16 protein-coding genes are annotated in these 16792 nt (G+C 54.4%); 9 read left to right on the top strand and 7 right to left on the bottom strand.

Going from position 1 to position 16792, the window contains the following annotated elements; all coding sequences use genetic code 11:
* Positions 1–15 precede the first annotated feature (15 nt).
* A complete protein-coding gene (locus tag QN378_RS11110; protein WP_322205750.1) occupies positions 16–471 on the top strand; it encodes a thioesterase domain-containing protein in 456 nt (151 codons plus the stop codon).
* Between the two features lie 27 nt (positions 472–498).
* On the opposite strand, the gene cysQ is transcribed toward QN378_RS11110, so the two are convergent.
* Both cysQ and nudE read right to left on the bottom strand, forming a co-directional pair.
* On the bottom strand, positions 499–1380 hold the full coding sequence (gene cysQ / locus QN378_RS11105) for a 3'(2'),5'-bisphosphate nucleotidase CysQ (RefSeq protein WP_322205751.1): 882 nt from the start codon (positions 1378–1380) through the stop codon (positions 499–501).
* Positions 1377–1943, bottom strand: coding sequence for an ADP compounds hydrolase NudE (gene nudE / locus QN378_RS11100; protein ID WP_322205752.1), 567 nt, complete (start codon positions 1941–1943; stop codon positions 1377–1379). The genes cysQ and nudE overlap by 4 nt, the downstream gene beginning before the upstream one ends.
* A gap of 99 nt (positions 1944–2042) precedes the next feature.
* Here nudE and yrfG point away from each other — a divergent pair, with 99 nt between their 5' ends.
* The 4 genes from yrfG (at position 2043) to QN378_RS11080 (ending at position 6966) form a co-directional block, all read left to right on the top strand.
* On the top strand, positions 2043–2705 hold the full coding sequence (gene yrfG / locus QN378_RS11095) for a GMP/IMP nucleotidase (protein ID WP_322205753.1): 663 nt from the start codon (positions 2043–2045) through the stop codon (positions 2703–2705).
* Between the two features lie 106 nt (positions 2706–2811).
* On the top strand, positions 2812–3699 hold the full coding sequence (locus tag QN378_RS11090) for a LysR family transcriptional regulator (RefSeq protein ID WP_322205754.1): 888 nt from the start codon (positions 2812–2814) through the stop codon (positions 3697–3699).
* A gap of 94 nt (positions 3700–3793) precedes the next feature.
* Entirely contained in the window at positions 3794–4633 is an 840-nt protein-coding gene (fdhD, locus tag QN378_RS11085) for a formate dehydrogenase accessory sulfurtransferase FdhD (protein ID WP_322205755.1), read from the top strand.
* Complete coding sequence (locus tag QN378_RS11080) at positions 4630–6966, top strand: FdhF/YdeP family oxidoreductase (protein ID WP_322205756.1); 2337 nt, start codon at positions 4630–4632, stop codon at positions 6964–6966. Before fdhD ends, QN378_RS11080 begins: the two co-directional genes overlap by 4 nt.
* A gap of 65 nt (positions 6967–7031) precedes the next feature.
* On the opposite strand, the gene QN378_RS11075 is transcribed toward QN378_RS11080, so the two are convergent.
* Positions 7032–7463 carry a thioesterase family protein gene (locus tag QN378_RS11075; RefSeq protein WP_322205757.1) on the bottom strand — a complete coding sequence of 144 codons (432 nt, stop codon included), beginning with the start codon at positions 7461–7463 and terminating at the stop codon, positions 7032–7034.
* A gap of 31 nt (positions 7464–7494) precedes the next feature.
* A complete protein-coding gene (locus tag QN378_RS11070) occupies positions 7495–9429 on the bottom strand; it encodes a RecQ family ATP-dependent DNA helicase (protein ID WP_322205758.1) in 1935 nt (644 codons plus the stop codon).
* A 485-nt stretch (positions 9430–9914) separates the two neighbouring features.
* Here QN378_RS11070 and QN378_RS11065 point away from each other — a divergent pair, with 485 nt between their 5' ends.
* On the top strand, positions 9915–11045 hold the full coding sequence (locus QN378_RS11065; RefSeq protein WP_322205759.1) for a hypothetical protein: 1131 nt from the start codon (positions 9915–9917) through the stop codon (positions 11043–11045).
* A gap of 97 nt (positions 11046–11142) precedes the next feature.
* Here the strand turns inward: QN378_RS11065 and QN378_RS11060 are convergent, their stop codons facing one another.
* The 3 genes from QN378_RS11060 to QN378_RS11050 form a co-directional block, all read right to left on the bottom strand.
* Positions 11143–12690: a phosphoenolpyruvate carboxykinase gene (locus QN378_RS11060; protein WP_322205760.1), complete on the bottom strand. Its 1548-nt coding sequence runs from the start codon at positions 12688–12690 to the stop codon at positions 11143–11145.
* A gap of 176 nt (positions 12691–12866) precedes the next feature.
* Positions 12867–13769 (bottom strand): Hsp33 family molecular chaperone HslO, encoded by a 903-nt coding sequence (hslO, locus tag QN378_RS11055; protein WP_322205761.1) that lies wholly within the window; start codon positions 13767–13769, stop codon positions 12867–12869.
* 297 nt (positions 13770–14066) lie between these two features.
* The gene (locus tag QN378_RS11050; protein WP_322205762.1) at positions 14067–14471 is read right to left on the bottom strand and encodes an RNA-binding S4 domain-containing protein; all 405 of its coding nucleotides are present in this window, start codon (positions 14469–14471) and stop codon (positions 14067–14069) included.
* 119 nt (positions 14472–14590) lie between these two features.
* Here QN378_RS11050 and QN378_RS11045 point away from each other — a divergent pair, with 119 nt between their 5' ends.
* Genes QN378_RS11045 through rimK form a run of 3 tightly spaced genes read left to right on the top strand, consistent with a single transcriptional unit; the run spans position 14591 to position 16774 of the window.
* Positions 14591–15373: an EAL domain-containing protein gene (locus QN378_RS11045; RefSeq protein ID WP_322205763.1), complete on the top strand. Its 783-nt coding sequence runs from the start codon at positions 14591–14593 to the stop codon at positions 15371–15373.
* 16 nt (positions 15374–15389) lie between these two features.
* Positions 15390–15872 (top strand): ATP-dependent zinc protease, encoded by a 483-nt coding sequence (locus QN378_RS11040; RefSeq protein ID WP_322205764.1) that lies wholly within the window; start codon positions 15390–15392, stop codon positions 15870–15872.
* Entirely contained in the window at positions 15869–16774 is a 906-nt protein-coding gene (gene rimK / locus QN378_RS11035; protein WP_322205765.1) for a 30S ribosomal protein S6--L-glutamate ligase, read from the top strand. The genes QN378_RS11040 and rimK overlap by 4 nt, the downstream gene beginning before the upstream one ends.
* Positions 16775–16792: the final 18 nt, after the last annotated feature.

The raw sequence follows: 16792 nt of genomic DNA, 5'->3' as shown, positions 1-16792 counted from the left end.
TCGCAAGGACCCCGCATGAATACCCATAGCCACGCGCTAGAACAGGTGCTCCATCATGACATTCCGCTGACCCAAGAGATGGGTCTTAAGGTGCTGAGCTGGCGCAACCACCAATTACGCCTGCACTTGCCACTGGAACCTAACATCAACCACAAAAGCACGATGTTCGGTGGCAGCCTGTATTGCTGCGCCGTGCTCGCCGGTTGGGGCTGGATGCATTTGCGTCTGCGCGAAGCAGGGATTGAAGACGGGCACATTGTTATTCAAGAAGGACAGATCAGTTACCCGCTGCCCGTCACCACCGACGCCATCGCCACCTGCACAGCGCCGGAACCGGCCGTTTGGGAAAAATTTTTGCGAACCTATGAACGCTATGGCCGAGCGCGCCTGACGTTACCCACGCATATCGTCAATCAGGGCAGTGAAGACGTGGCGGTGAGCTTTAGCGGGCAGTTTGTGTTGCACCGCTAAAAGGCAACCGCGAACGACACCCGGTGTTTACTGCGCGACACGCGAAGTCGGAGACACAGGTTTAATCCCGGTTTTGGCCAATTCCAGTAATTTCCCGCGCCATGCCGCTTTAGCAGGCAAGGCCAGAAAAAACGGGTTCAGCATCGATTCACGCGGCGGATAGCTGAACGCCTCGCCGGACAATTCCAGCACTTCGCCGCCCGCGCCTTCCAGCACACCTTGTGCAGCGGCAGTGTCCCATTGCGAGGTGGGCGCCAGTCTGGGGTAACAATCGGCAGCGCCTTCGGCCAACAGGCAAAACTTCAAAGAGCTGCCAATATTCGTCAGTTGCAACTCGCCCAAACTTTCCGACAAACCGGCCAACAAACGCTCCTGCTCCGGGCTGGTGTGGCGGCGGCTCGCGACCACGGTGAACGCTTCGTCTGCTTGTAGTACGTCACGCACCTTGATCGGCATCAGATGGTCTTCATCATCGCTGCGCCATGCACCCAATCCCGCACCGCCGAAATAGCAACGGTTGTTGGTAGGCATCGATACCACGCCAAACACCACGCGGCCACGCTCAATCAAGGCAATATTGACCGTGAACTCTTCGCTGCCAGAAATGAATTCCTTAGTCCCATCCAATGGGTCGACCAGCCACCAACGCTCCCAGGTAGCGCGCTCGCTCAAAGGGATCGCGGCGTCTTCTTCAGATAACACGTGGATGTCCGGCGCCAACGCACGTAAACCTGCAACCAACAAATGATGAGCGGCCAAATCGGCTGCGGTCACTGGCGACTCATCGGCCTTGGTGATGATCGCAACGTCAGTTCGCCAGTGTGGCAGGATGACTTCACCGGCACGTCGCGCCATGTCGATAACAGGCGCCAGCAAAGGGTGTGGCAAATTGGAAAATAGACCAATCACGGCTGAAAATCCCCGCGCTGGGTCAACAAGTCCCGCACCAGGTACAACGCCGCCAAGGCGCGTCCTTCACTAAATTGAGGGTGTTGGATCAAGCTAGACAATTCTCGCAAGTTGACTCGATCAACCCGCATCGGCTCGGGTTCATCTCCTGGCAAGGTTTCTTCATACAGATCAGTGGCCAGCACCACTTGAATTTTCTGACTCATATAACCGGGGGATAACGAAAGCTCGGTCAAGTGCTCAAGCTGACGGGCTCCATAGCCCGCCTCTTCCTTTAGCTCACGATTGGCCGCCGCCAGAACGTCTTCGCCTGGCTCAATCAACCCCTTAGGCAGCGATAACTCGTACTCGTCCGTCCCGCCGCAATATTCTTCGATCAACACCGCGTGGTCAGCGTCGAGCATTGCCACAATCATTACGGCGCCATACCCCGTACCCCGGCTGACAAGACGTTCGTATGTGCGTTCGACCCCATTGGAGAAGCGCAACTGCAGCTCCTCGACGCGGAACAGACGGCTACTGGCGACGATTTCGCGGGCGAGTACGGTGGGTTTCTGACGCATGACGGGCTCCTTGGCGTTGACGAGGTACTATACCGTGGCTTTTCCGATTGTCTGTGTCGGAAATGACTATGCTATTTATTCACCGGCCGAGAATCCTAAATGCCCTCTTTACCCTGGCTCGACATTGATACCGTTCTGCTTGATATGGACGGCACCTTGCTGGACTTGCATTACGACAATCACTTTTGGATGGAGCACCTTCCACAGCGCTACGCCGACCTGCATGGGGTCAGCCGAGCCATGGCTGAATTGGAAATAAAACCGCTGTTCGAGCAGAACGCCGGCACGCTCAATTGGTACTGCCTGGACTTCTGGAGCGCCGAGTTAAAGCTGTCGCTGCGAGACCTGAAGCTGGAAACCGCCGACTTGATATCCCTTCGCCCTGACGCCGAAACGTTTCTGGCCGCGATCAAAACGGCGGGCAAACGCGTGATCATGATCACCAATGCCCACCGCGACTCGCTGTCGCTGAAGATGGAGCGCGTACAACTGGCGCCCTACTTTGAACGCATGATCAGCTCCCACGATTATGGTTTCCCCAAAGAGAACCCGCAGTTCTGGGCCGCGCTAGACGCCGACATTGACTTCCAGCCAAGTCGCAGCCTATTTATCGACGACACCCTGCCGATTCTGCGCAGTGCCAAACGATTCGGCATCGCTCATTTGCTAGCTGTGAGCGAGCCTGACAGCCATAAAGGCCCGAAGGACACTGAAGAATTCGCTGCCGTCGGAGATTACCGGGAGCTGATTGCCGGGCTTTGAACGATCATTTCATAGTGCGGGTCGGCCAGGGATTCCAATTGCCCATCACCCATCCGATAGCCAGAGCGAGTTAGAATCAGCCGCCTTGAAGCGCATCGGAGTGAAAATGGACATCAAACAGCTTAAGTTCCTGATCGCTCTAGACGAGACTCGGCATTTCGGTCAGGCAGCGGCGCGGTGTCATATCACCCAGCCAACCCTATCGATGCGCCTGCGTAGCCTGGAAGAAGAGCTGAATTTACCGCTGGTCAATCGGGGTCAGCGCTTCGAAGGCTTCACTGCACCGGGTGAACGGGTGCTGGCGTGGGCCAGAACAGTGTTGGCCGCGTATGAAGGTTTACAGGCCGAAGCTGCCGCTTGCCGGGGTCACCTGGTTGGCACCCTGCGGCTTGGCGTGGTGCCGCTGTCGAGCTTTGATCCCATGGTGTTGATGCAGCGCTTACACAAACTGCATCCGAATTTGCGCTTTGAATTGTCGTCACTCAGTTCCGAGCAGATATTTGAGCAGTTGGCGAGCAATCAGCTGGACGTGGGCGTGTCTTATCTAGAGCGGCTGGACAGCGAGCGTTTTGATTCCCTGTCTTTGGCACAAACTCGCATGGGGTTGCTGTACGACCAGCGTTACTTCAACTTTGGCGATGAACCGCTTAGCTGGGAAAGCTTAATCGAACTGCCGCTGGGCCTGTTAACCAGCGGTATGCATTTTCGCAAGTCCATCGACCATAACTTCCACAGCCGGGGTTTGAACCCACTGCCTTTGCTGCAAACCGACGCCGTGCATCAACTTCTGCAAGCGGTGCATGGTGGTTTTTGTTGCGCGATCATGCCCCTTCAAGGCGGTCTGGAAACCCTGACCGAGCACTTGGCCCTCCAACCAATCGCCGATGCGCAAACCCTGACCCAATTGGGTTTGATCATGCGGCGTAGCGCACCCAGGTCTGCACTGGCAGAAGCATGTTTCGCCATCTACCAAACAATCATCGACAAGCCTTGATCGACGACATCTATCAAGGCATCGGAACTAGCGATTAGACGGAGTTCGACAGCAGGCTTACGCTAGGGGCTGAATAATCTGCCGGTACTTCCCTATGCATTCCAAGCGCACGGTTAGCACGGCGCCCGCTTTGCAATTGCCCGCGCCTGCTGCCAGCCACTCCTACAGCTACTCGACCCTTGAGCGCGAAGATTTAACGCGCGCCGACTTAGCCGAAGAAGTCGCGCTGGCCATTGCTTATAACGGCATCAGCCAAGCAGTGATGCTAGTTACGCCCACCGATCTCGAAGACTTCATCGTAGGTTTTAGTCTAGGCAGCGGCATCATTGCCTCGCCTGACGAAATCTATGACTTGAAGCTCAGCGGCTCAGGCTCCGCGCAGCACGCGCACGTGGAAATTGCCAGCCGTGCATTTTGGAACCTCAAGCAACAGCGACGCCAACTTGCCGGTACCAGCGGCTGTGGACTGTGCGGCGTGGAAGCAGTGGAACAAGCCCTGCCAGAGCTCAACGTTTTACCCGGCGCGCCGCTGCCTCCGGCGATCTGGCTAGATGGACTGCGCCAACGAATCGGCGCATTTCAGCCGTTGGGCCAACATTGCGGCGCGGTCCATGCCGCTTTATTCATGGACAGCAAAGGCGAATTGTTACTGGGCCGCGAAGACATTGGCCGACATAACGCCCTCGACAAATTGATCGGTGCATTAATCCGCCAGAACATTTCCATGAGTGGCGGGCTCGCCATTGTCACCAGCCGGTGCAGCCTGGAGTTGATCCAGAAAGTGCTGCGCGCCGGTATCCAGACACTGGTCAGCCTGTCCTCGCCCACCGGCCTAGCTCTGCAATGGGCGCGTAGGCACAACCTAAATTTAATTCACTTGCCGCAGCACAGTGCGCCACGTGTTTATAGCCCTGCTGTGGAGAATCAAGCGTGAGCACTCATCACCAAGCCGACAAAGTTCCGGTCAAGCGCTACAAACCGTACAAAGGACCGGCCGGTGGTTGGGGAGCGCTCATGAGCGTGACGCAAGCGTGGCTGACCAGCGATAACGCGTTGAAAAACCTCCGCATGATGCTTAAGACCAATCAGAACGGCGGGTTCGATTGCCCGGGCTGCGCGTGGGGTGATTCGCCAGAAAGCGGCATGGTCAAATTCTGCGAAAACGGTGCCAAAGCGGTCAACTGGGAAGCCACCAAGCGCCGGGTCGATGCTTCATTTTTCTCGCGTTACAGCGTCAGTGCGTTGCGCGAACAAAGTGATTATTGGCTTGAATACCAAGGTCGTTTAACCGAGCCCATGAGCTACGACGCCGAGACCGATCGCTATAAACCGATCAGTTGGGAAAATGCGTTTGCCTTGATCAGCCACCACCTGCGCAATCTTCCTAGTCCAGATATGGCCGAGTTTTATACCTCCGGCCGGGCCAGCAACGAAGCAGCTTATTTGTATCAGCTGTTCGTGCGCTCATACGGCACCAACAATTTTCCTGACTGCTCGAACATGTGCCACGAAGCCAGTGGCGTTGCGCTGGCGCAGAGCGTGGGCGTTGGCAAAGGTACCGTTACCTTTGCTGACTTCGAACACGCCGATGCAATTTTCGTCCTCGGCCAAAATCCGGGTACGAACCACCCGCGCATGCTCGAACCGCTGCGTGAAGCCGTGACCCGTGGCGCGCAAGTAGTGTGCATCAACCCGCTGAAAGAGCGTGGCCTGGAACGTTTCCAGCATCCACAGCATCCCCTGGAAATGCTCAGCAACGGTTCTGAACCGACCAGTACCGCATACTTTCGTCCGGCATTGGGTGGCGACATGGCTCTGCTGCGGGGCATGGCCAAGTACTTGCTGCAATGGGAGCGCGAATCTCAAGCGGCTAACGCTCCTGCGGTCTTCGACCATGATTTTTTAAACGAGCACACTGATGGAGTGCTCGATTATTTAGCCGCTATCGATGACACATCTTGGGAAGAGATCTATCAGCAGTCGGGCTTGTCGTTAACCGATATTGAAACGGCTGCGCGGATGTACGCAAAAGGTACAAAAGTCATCATGTGTTGGGCGATGGGCATCACTCAGCACCGCCACTCAGTGCCGACCATCCAGGAAATCGCCAACCTGATGCTGTTGCGCGGCAACATCGGAAAACCGGGCGCCGGGTTGTGCCCGGTGCGTGGTCACAGCAACGTGCAAGGCGACCGGACCATGGGCATCAACGAGCGTCCGCCGACGCTGTTCCTTGATGCACTGGAAAAACGCTTCCAGTTCAAAGTGCCGCGTACCAATGGTCACAACGTGGTTGAAGCCATTCACGCGATGCTTGATGGGCACTCCAAGGTATTTATCGGCCTAGGCGGTAACTTCGCTCAAGCCACCCCGGACAGTTCGCGTACCGTCAAAGCGCTGAGCAATTGCGACCTAACGGTGCAAATCAGCACCAAGCTTAACCGCAGCCACCTGACTCACGGTAAACAGGCGTTGATCTTGCCGTGCTACGGCCGTACCGACATCGATGTTCAGGCCGACGGTCCGCAAGCCGTAACTGTCGAAGATTCGTTTAGCATGGTCCATGCGTCCAATGGCCAACTGCAACCTCTCTCCAAGCAGATGCGCTCGGAGCCGGCGATCATTGCCGGGATTGCAGCGGCAACGTTGGGCTCCGCTCCAGTGGATTGGTTGTGGCTAACCGCCGACTACAGCCGAATTCGTGACCTGATAGCCGACACGATTCCCGGCTTCAAAGATTTCAACGAGCGCATTAAAAATCCTGGTGGCTTCTACTTGGGCAACGCGGCGAGCGAGCGTCGCTGGAACACCACAACAGCAAGAGCTAACTTCAAGCCCAATGTCCTGCCTTTGGACCTTGTGCATGAAAATGTTCGCGCAACGGGTCAGATCCCGGACCTGATTATGCAGTCCATGCGTTCGCACGATCAGTACAACACCACCATTTATGGCTTGGACGATCGTTATCGCGGGGTAAAGGGTCAGCGTGACGTCTTGTTCGCCAACGAAGCTGACATCATCCGCCTAGGCTTTAAACCGGGGCAGAAAGCCGACCTGATTTCGATCTGGAACGACGGCCTGGAGCGTCGTGTCAAAGGCTTTACCCTGTTAGCATTCGACATCCCAGCCGGACAAGCTGCCGCTTACTATCCAGAAGTAAATCCCCTGGTCCCTCTGGAAAGTATCGGTCTTGGCAGTAGCACGCCCACGTCAAAATTCGTCGCCATTCGCCTGGAAGCAGCAAGCGCCAGCGTCCGAATTTTGTAACCGTTGCGATGTATTAGTGGGAGCGAATAAATTCGCTCCCACTGGGATGGAACTGCGTCTTCTCGTTAATGGGCTAATTGATCCAACGCCTCGCGCAACTTATCCGGAATTGGCGCCGGTCGATTCGACGCCCGGTCCACGAATACGTGTACAAAACGCCCTGCCGCGCAGGCCTCGTCTTCCCCGGCCTTGAACACCGCTAATTCGTATTGAACCGAGCTCTTACCCAGCTTGCCCACGCGAAGGCCTACGTCTATCAGGTCCGGGAAAGCTATAGATGCGAAATAATCGCACGACGAACTGACCACAAATCCCACTACGTCACCGTCATGAATACTTAGGCCGCCGCGCTCGATCAAATAGGTGTTCACTGCCGTGTCGAAATAGCTGTAATAGGTCACGTTATTCACATGACCGTAGATATCGTTGTCGTGCCAGCGGGTGGAAATCGGCTGGAAGTAGCGATAATCAGCGCGTTGCGGGTTTTGCTCGGACATAAGCAGACTCTGGTGATGGAAAGATGCAGTCTTACTCAATCATTGCGTCACGCGCCCAATCTCGTATCTGCGCGTAAGGGTAATTTTCCAGCGCCGCAAACCCTTTGATCCCTCGTGCTTTGAGTTTAGTAAAAAGCGGCACGCTGATACCACACAGGAATCGGGCCAAACAGTCTGCACTGGGATCGTAGCCACTGTAATCCAAATGCCTGCGCAGAAATTCACCGCACAGGTCTTCGAAACTTTGCACAGCCAAGGCGGGCAACGCGGGCGGAGACGGTAGTTGGGCAATATGTCCATGACACACCGAACAATGACCGCACTGCTCGGGAGCCTGAAGGTCGCCGAAGTACTCGGCGAGCCGGTAACTCAGGCACCGCTCGGTGGCGAACAGATCAAGCATGGCGTGGATCCGCGCAACTTCAGTGGCTTCATGCTGCTTGAAATAGTCATGTAACTCATGGCCCAGCGCATCGGGGTCGAAATTCATATCAAGCAAGCTGTAGACCTCCGTCATCAACTTGCTTTCTAACTCGATCCAGCCTTTTTCCTGGAAGTAATCCAACGCGGTCACCACTCGGCCACGCTCGGCTTGGTGCTGCTGATACAACGCGTCAAAGTTAACCGTGGCCCAGGTTCGTGCCCGGCCTGAGGTCTCGATAATTGCTTCAACAAACTGACGTCGCTCGCCTTCAAAACGCTGTAATAGAAGGCTAGGTTCGATCAGAAACTTGAAGCGATATTCTGCAAAATATGCAAAACGCGGAGCGATGATACCGCGCAACTCCAGCTGCACCAGCAAGGTCTTCAGCGGTAGTTGGCGAATATTGCTCTGATCGGCCAGTGGCCCCAACAGCAACTCCCACTGTCCGTCGTTGGTTGTATTCAGCAACTCATCGATGACATGCCGGATACCCAGGTACTCCGGCGTATCGCCGTAAACAAAATTTTCCAGGATATTCAAGCTGTCTCGGTTGGCCAGCACCAAACAGTCCGATGGACCGCCATCACGCCCTGCACGACCGATTTCCTGGCTGTAATTCTCGATAGATTTCGGCAGGTCGAAATGGACCACGTTGCGGATATCACTCTTGTCGATCCCCATACCAAACGCGATGGTGGCGACGATGCAATTCAGTTGCCCGCCCATGAATTGCCGCTGAATAGACTCACGCTTATCGTGCGGCAAACCAGCATGGTAGGCACTGGCCGCCAAGCCGTTCTGACTCAAATGTGCAGCGATATGTTCAGCGGTTTTCTGCAACGTGACGTAGACGATGGTTGGCTGGCCCACCCGCGGTGCGAGCCATTGGACCAATCGACGCCGCTTATCTCGACCCATAACCGGCTCAACCAATAGATTGAGATTGGGGCGATAAAAGCCGGTCGTCACGACGTCTTCCGGAGCGATAGCGAATTTGGCCTGCATATCAGCGATAACATTCGGCGTTGCCGTAGCCGTCAGCAGCAACGCTTGCGGGATATTGAACTGACGCTGGTAATCGGGAAGCTTGAGGTAGTCCGGGCGAAAATTATGGCCCCACTCCGAAATGCAGTGTGCTTCATCGATGACCAGCAACGAGATCGGCACCTGCTCAATGAAATGACGAAAGCGCTCGTTCTTCAAGCGCTCCACGGAAATCATTAGGATCTTCAGTTCGCCAGAGCGGGCTCGCGCCATCACTTGCGCTGAATCGTCGCGGCTTTGTGCTGAATCGATGCTTGCTGCGGCGATACCGTGGCGCTGCAGAAACGCCAATTGGTCCTGAATCAACGCCAACAATGGCGAAACCACCAGAGTCAGGTGTGGCAGCATCAGCGCCGGCAGTTGATAGCACAACGATTTACCCGACCCGGTCGGAAAAATCGCTGCCGCCGAACGCCCTGCTAACACTGCCGCGATTGCAGCCTCTTGCCCAGACCGAAAATGTGAATAACCAAACACGCGCTCGAGACGCTCATGCATAAGCCGCCACTCCATCGATTGCCAAGTAAGCACCAGACCATAACCCAAAGCCATTGATTGAATACAGAGGGTGAAAAGTCGGGCTCGCCTCAGGAGATTTCATAATGTTCTCTGATTGCGCCCTGCTGGCAAAACGCCGCAGCGAGGTTTACCCTTCCCGCCCGAGTTATAGACGCTACCCCCATCAACCACAGAAACGGCTCCATTAACGGCGCGAATGCCGCAAAGGAGGAGCGCTTTTGCAGTGCCGCTAACGGGTTTAGTCCAAGGCGCTGAGTAGTTAAACACCGATACATACACTAACAGTAGCGCAGCCTCTCAATAAGCATCGTGGGTACTGCGCCTAAAAGCCGTTAGATCCTACAGACTAAATAAAAAAAATCCCTTTGATATCTCATTAAAATATTCAGTAATACACCTCAACATTACACCGAACTAAATTTGTTTATTCTCGCCGTTCAATCCACATACAGCGAGACAACAAAATGACTATTTTCACTGTTTATTTCTGCGGTACAGGCTCAAACAAATTTGACTCTATCAATAAAAATTTTTGGGACGGCGAGTTGATATCGACGCTCGCTAATAACAATGCAGGCAGGGAGTTTGCCGACTGGACTGTTATTGACGGGCCCGGAAGCGGTAACCTACAAGCCGATGAAATGTTTACCAAATCTAAAGAGTACGGCCTGTCAGGCACCCTCTTCGGCAAAGGCTGGCATGAGAACGTTTCTCATGCACTGCACATGATTAAAGGAAAGTGCGATTGGCAGCGCACGCAACTAACGGAAGCAAACTATAAAACGTTAAAGGCCGCAGGCATTCCAATTGACGAGGTCAAAATTACAGGAACGTATTTATGGAGAAAGTACAACTACGGCGACCGAAAGGTCACGCCACAAAATATACAGGAACAAATAATCAACATTTTCCGCAAGGGTTCAATCATACCCACTCAGGTCAATCTGGTGGGGTGGAGTCGCGGCGGCGTAAGCTGCCACATGCTTGCTAATGCGATGTTGGCAGACAGCGAGTTGAAACACATCAAGGTTAATATTTTTGCTGTGGACCCCGTACCTGGTGCGCTGAATTTCCAAGGTGAAAAAGTGACATTGGGTAGCAATGTTTCGGAGTACGTTGGCTTTTATGCCAGGGACGAACGCTCCAAAGGTTTCTCCTGCGTCATTCCGACAACCCATTCCTCCACTAACGTTCACATCTATCCAATGGCAGGCCGCCACGCAACGCTTGTAGGTAACGCGGCAGTAAATGGATCAGAAGGGCCGAAGGTATTGCACGAACCCGGTAGGATCGTCAGGCATTTTGCTGAAAAATGCTTAACGCGCTGGGGTGTCAAGTTGGATAAAAAATTGAACTTGGGCGCCGCCGAGATTGCTAATTTTCACGACGCTATCGTGCGCGGTGAACAATATTATGTAGCGATGCGCAAGCAGTCCTACACCGTGCTTACCGAGCAGGAAAGAGATCAACGGCTTGTAACGTTCGGGTCTCACGGCGTGCACTTCACGGCGATTGAAGGCGACCAATTCCAGCCAGCAAAAGGGCTTGCAGGCAGCCTAAGCGCCACTAATGACACCTACAAAAATCTTCACTGATTCGTTTAGAAATCTGCACCTGTAGCACAAAAGCCAGACCCAGAACTCTGCAAAAAAAACCGCCCTCTGGAGGGCGGTTTTTTTATTTATACAACTCTTAAACCACTTTTGGACCGGCCGCCTTGATCGAGTCACTCACATCGAACTTCTTAAAATTCTCAACAAACAGCCCGGCTAGTGCATTAGCGGCTTCGTCATAAGCCGCTTTGTCTGCCCAAGTGTTGCGTGGATTGAGGAGACCGGTGTCTACACCGGGTACCAGCTTCGGTACGTCGAGGTTTACAGTGGCGAGGTGTTCAGTTTCTGCGCCGATCAATGCACCACTCTGGATGGCTGCAATGACGCCGCGAGTTGTCGGGATGTTGAAGCGCTTGCCAACACCGTAGCCGCCACCCGTCCATCCGGTGTTAACCAGATAAACCTTCGAACCGAAGCCACGAATACGTTTGATCAGCAGTTCAGCGTATTCACCCGCCGGACGTGGAAAGAACGGTGCGCCAAAGCAGGTTGAGAAGGTCGACTTGATGCCGCTGCCTGACCCCATTTCCGTGGAGCCGACCAGTGCGGTATAGCCTGACAGGAAGTGGTAGGCCGCTTGCTCTTCACTGAGAATTGAGACCGGTGGCAACACCCCGGTCAGGTCGCAGGTCAGGAAGATCACCGCGTTCGGCTCGCCCCCGAGGTTTTGCGGCGCGCGCTTCTCGATCAGTTCACGCGGGTACGCGGCGCGGCTGTTCTGAGTAAGGCTGTCATCGGCGTAGTCAGCTTTCTTGGTCACCGGGTCAATGATTACGTTTTCCAGCACGGCGCCGTGCTGAATAGCTTTCCAGATGACAGGCTCGTTCTTCTCGGAGAGGTCGATGCACTTGGCATAGCAACCGCCTTCGATGTTAAACACAACACCTACGCCCCAGCCATGTTCGTCGTCGCCAATGAGGTAACGGCTTTCATCAGCGGAAAGGGTGGTTTTGCCGGTGCCAGACAGGCCAAAGAACAACGTGACGTCGCCGTCTTCACCCATGTTGGCGGCGCAGTGCATCGGCAGCACGTCAACCGCTGGCAGCAGAAAATTCTGTACCGAGAACAATGCCTTCTTCATTTCACCGGCGTAACGCATGCCGGCGATCAGCACTTTCTTGGCGGCAAAGTTGAGGATCACGGTACCGTCGGAATTGGTGCCGTCACGCTCAGGCTCGCAGACGAACTCTGGAGCGTTGATTACTTGCCATTCAGTTTTAGCGGCAGGGTTGTACTTTTCCGGGTTAATGAACAGGCAACGCCCGAACAGGTTGTGCCATGCAGTACCCGTGGTCATTTTGACCGCCAGGTAGTGCGCCGGATCGGAACCTACATGGACGTGAGAGACGAAGCTTTCGCGCTCACCGAGGAAAGCTGCAACCCGATTCCACAGTGCGTCAAACTTGTCAGCCGGAAATTTACGGTTGATCGGGCCCCAAGCGATAGCGTCCTGAGTGCTTGGCTCCTCAACAATAAAACGGTCAACCGGCGAGCGGCCAGTTCGATGGCCTGTTTTCACGACCAGCGCGCCAGTATCGGAAAGCTCGCCTTCACCGCGGTTCAAGGCTTCTTTAACCAGATCATCGATGCTGAGATCGGTGTATACGGCATTATTAGCTTGCGTCATGAGGTTCCCCGTCGGCCCAGGCCGGTGCTCCAAACATTTTGTAGTAGAAATTCTGACACTACTACAGCGGAAAAAGTGGGCCGGATTATGCCAGAACTGCTTAAAAAAGGTAGAACCCTCCGGTCAGAACGGCAATAACGCGACCCTACGGGCATTTCAGGTACATTCTGCCCCACTTAATGCCGCGTATTAGAGGGTGAATCCACACCGCCACCGGCAAATATCTGCGCCACGTCAGTGGCATCAAATAGGTAACGCTGATTGCAGAACTGGCAGTCGATTTCAATGGCGCCGTGATGCTCGATCACCAGTTGCTGCGCATCTTCTTCACCGAGGCTCACCAAGGCATTGGCCGAACGCTCGCGGGAACAGCTACAACGGAACTGCAGAGGCTGGATGTCAAACATGCGTACTGCATCTTCATGGAACAAACGGTGCAACACGGTCTCATTATCCAAACTGAGTAGCTCTTCAGCGGTCAGAGTTCCGGCCAGCGCCGTAACATGTTGCCAACTGGCATCGCGATCTTCCGGATCGGTTAAACGGTCAGCGGGCAATTGCTGCAACAGCAGGCCACGCGCACGGGAGCCGTCCGCGCTGAGCCAAAAACGCGTTCCCAACTGCTCGGACAGGGCGAAATATGACGTCAGGCTTTCGGACAAATCAGCACCGTCCAACGCCACGGCACCCTGGTAGCGTTTGCCCTGACGCGGATCGATGGTCAACGTAAGAATGCCATCCGGCATCAGGTCGCGAAGCCCGGCACCCGACACGATCTGGTCTTCCTCGTAGCGAGCTATACCACGTATCTCACGGTCACTTGAGCATTCGACCATCAACATGGGTACGGCACCGCTGGAATTGGCCTGTAGCACCAACAAACCATCAAATTTCAGCGTACCCACCAGCAGCGAAGCAGCCGCGAGCATTTCACCCAGCAACTGTGCGACGGGTTCGGGATACGGGTGCTTGGCCAGCACCTCGGCATAGCTGCGCTCAAGCGTTACCAGCTCTCCGCGAACGTCGCTTTCATCAAAAATGAAACGCTGTGTGTAATCAATATCCGGAAAATCATGCATGAGAAAAGGTATCTGAAGTGATGGCAAGGTAATGACGAGCGCCTAAAAAACGCCGCCTGACAACTAACATTTTTTCCGCTGTAATCATGCCGATGGGGCGTATTTTATGAACAACGTCAATTGCTGAGTAGCTCACCGGCAGACAATTCAGTGTGGCTCTAAATCTGGACAGTCGCCATTATGTGACTGTTATACATAATCGTCGGTTTGGTTCGCTGACGTCGATGATCATTCACACCCTATTGAAAAAAGCGTTAGACACAGAGCTGCCGTACGATTTTCAACCGACTGGGGTTATTAGTCGTCACCTGAACCACGAAACTGATGAAGCTGTCGACGTTGCTTCTTGGTGGGCCGCCCTTCGGTGCTGATGCCAATGCTGCCCGCCTTGCGCATGGCCACGGCGTTTTCACGCTTTTGGACGCTTTCCGGGGTTTCGGTGTACAGAGTTTGCGCCTCAGAGGCGCCTCGCCGTACTGCCGATAGCGCCTGAATGATCACCGTACGCTCATCAAACCCTGCGCGGATTTGGAACTCGTCACCTACACGTGGCTCCTTGCCTGGCTTGCATCGTTCGCCACGCCAGTGGACTTTACCGCTTTCAATCGCGGCCTTGGCCAATGCTCGTGTTTTAAAAAAACGCGCAGCCCATAGCCATTTGTCCAGCCTGACTTTGTCATCCTCTTCCTGTTTTTGTGCCATTGGGATTCCTTAATAAGCAACGGTCCGAACTTTACTACGTCACGTATAGCAGGCGTCAAACCGATCATGGGACTAGAATGCCCTCTCTATCGACGGCTCCCTTGGCGCAGGAATGCTACGTGACTGAATTTCCGATCTCGCTCACCCATCCTAAAGTTAAATGCGAAGGCTGCCAGAACAGCATCGAACTGGATTTCGACTTTGCATTTGCCTACCAACCCATCGTCGACTTGCGTGATCGGTCGGTGTTCGCTCATGAGGCCTTGGTACGCGGTACCCATGGCGAAGGTGCCCTGTCGATTTTGAGCCAAGTCAATGCCCAAAATCGCTACCGCTTCGACCAACGATGTCGTACTGAAGCGATTGCTGGAGCAGCGCGATTGGGAATGCGCGAGCACCTGTCGATCAATTTTCTACCCAACGCGGTATACCGGCCAGAGCTGTGTATTCGCAGCACGTTGGAATCAGCCAAGGCGCACAACTTCCCCTTGAGCCAACTGATTTTCGAAACCGTTGAAAGTGAGCATTTGGATAACAATCATCATTTGACCAACATTCTGCGCGAATATCAGGAGTTTGGCTTCAAGACGGCCATTGATGACTTCGGTGCCGGCTACTCAGGGCTGACATTGCTGGCAGATTTTCAACCGGACTTGATTAAACTCGACATGGCACTGGTTAGGGATATTCATTTGGATCGCGCCCGTCAGGCTATTGTTCGAGGCGTTGTCATAATGTGTGAAGAGTTAGGTGTTGCAGTCATCGCTGAAGGCATCGAGCATGCCGAAGAGCGCAATTTTTTGGCCGACTGCGGAATATTTCTCATGCAGGGCTACTTGTTCGCCAAGCCTGCATTCAAAGCTTTAGCCCAGATAAATCCTGGCGCCTGGCAGACTGTTTGAAACATTCGGGATCGCTTTGAAAATATTTGATCATTTGACAGTCGTCGGCCTTCGCGAGTGGGTAGCGCTGCCCCATCTAGGCGTGGCCGGCTTGCGCGCAAAAATCGACACCGGGGCGAGTACATCAAGCCTTCACGCGACTGAAATCGAACCTTTCGAACGCGATGGCCAAAAATGGGTACGCTTCAACGCGCACCTAGGCACCGTGGTTCAGCTACGCCATCGCCGTTGCGAAGCGCTGTTGGTCGCGATGAAAACCATAAAAAGTTCTAACGGGCATACGCAGGTCCGCTACGTAATCCGAACCACGCTGGCGCTGGGTGATCGGGTATGGCCTGTGGAATTTACACTGGCTTGCCGCAAAGCCATGCGCTATCGCTTGTTGCTTGGTTCCAAAGCCCTTATCGACGGCCATTTGGTAGTTAATCCGGGCGCTACATACGTTCAAGAAAAGCCGGTATTTCCGGCATCTATTACTTCTGTCACAGGTGTTGCATGAAGATCGCTGTGCTGTCGCGTAACCCGCGTCTGTATTCCACACGACGCTTGGTCGAAGCAGGTACCGCCCGCGGCCATGAAATGGTGGTGATCGACACCCTGCGCGCATACATGAACATCGCCAGTCATAAGCCGCAAATCCACTATCGCGGCAAGCCATTAGAGGATTTCGATGCAGTGATCCCGCGAATCGGTGCCTCGGTAACGTTTTATGGCTGCGCGGTGCTGCGCCAGTTTGAAATGATGGGCGTATTCCCGCTGAACGAATCAGTAGCTATTGCTCGCTCGCGGGATAAGTTGCGTTCGTTGCAATTGCTTTCACGCCGAGGCGTTGGTTTGCCCGTCACCGGGTTTGCTCACTCACCCGACGACATTCCAGACTTGATCCGCATGGTCAATGGCGCTCCGTTGGTCATCAAAGTCTTAGAGGGCACCCAAGGTATTGGCGTGGTGCTATGTGAAACGGCGACTGCTGCTGAGTCGGTGATTGAAGCGTTCATGGGCCTTAAGCAAGACATTATGGTCCAGGAGTACATCAAGGAAGCAGGCGGCGCCGATATTCGCTGTTTTGTCGTGGGCGACAAAGTTATTGCGTCGATGAAGCGTCAGGCCAAGCCCGGAGAGTTTCGCTCAAACCTACACCGGGGTGGCAGCGCTAGCCTGATCAAGATCACACCTGAAGAACGCATGACAGCCATTCGTGCAGCCAAGGTGATGGGCTTGAGCGTCGCCGGCGTGGATATCCTGCGCTCCAATCACGGTCCTCTGGTTATGGAGGTGAACTCATCACCGGGGCTGGAAGGCATCGAAACCACCACCAACAAAGACGTGGCCGGGATGATCATGGAGTATCTGGAAAAGAACAGCGGCCCGCACATGACGCGGACCAGAGGGAAGGGTTGATAGGCCCTACAGGGTATT

This window comes from Pseudomonas sp. 10S5, from assembly GCF_035019745.1.
In the GTDB taxonomy this organism is placed as follows: Bacteria; Pseudomonadota; Gammaproteobacteria; order Pseudomonadales; family Pseudomonadaceae; genus Aquipseudomonas.
The sequence above is the reverse complement of the archived record's forward strand: the minus strand, read 5'-3'. Positions and strand labels throughout refer to the sequence as shown.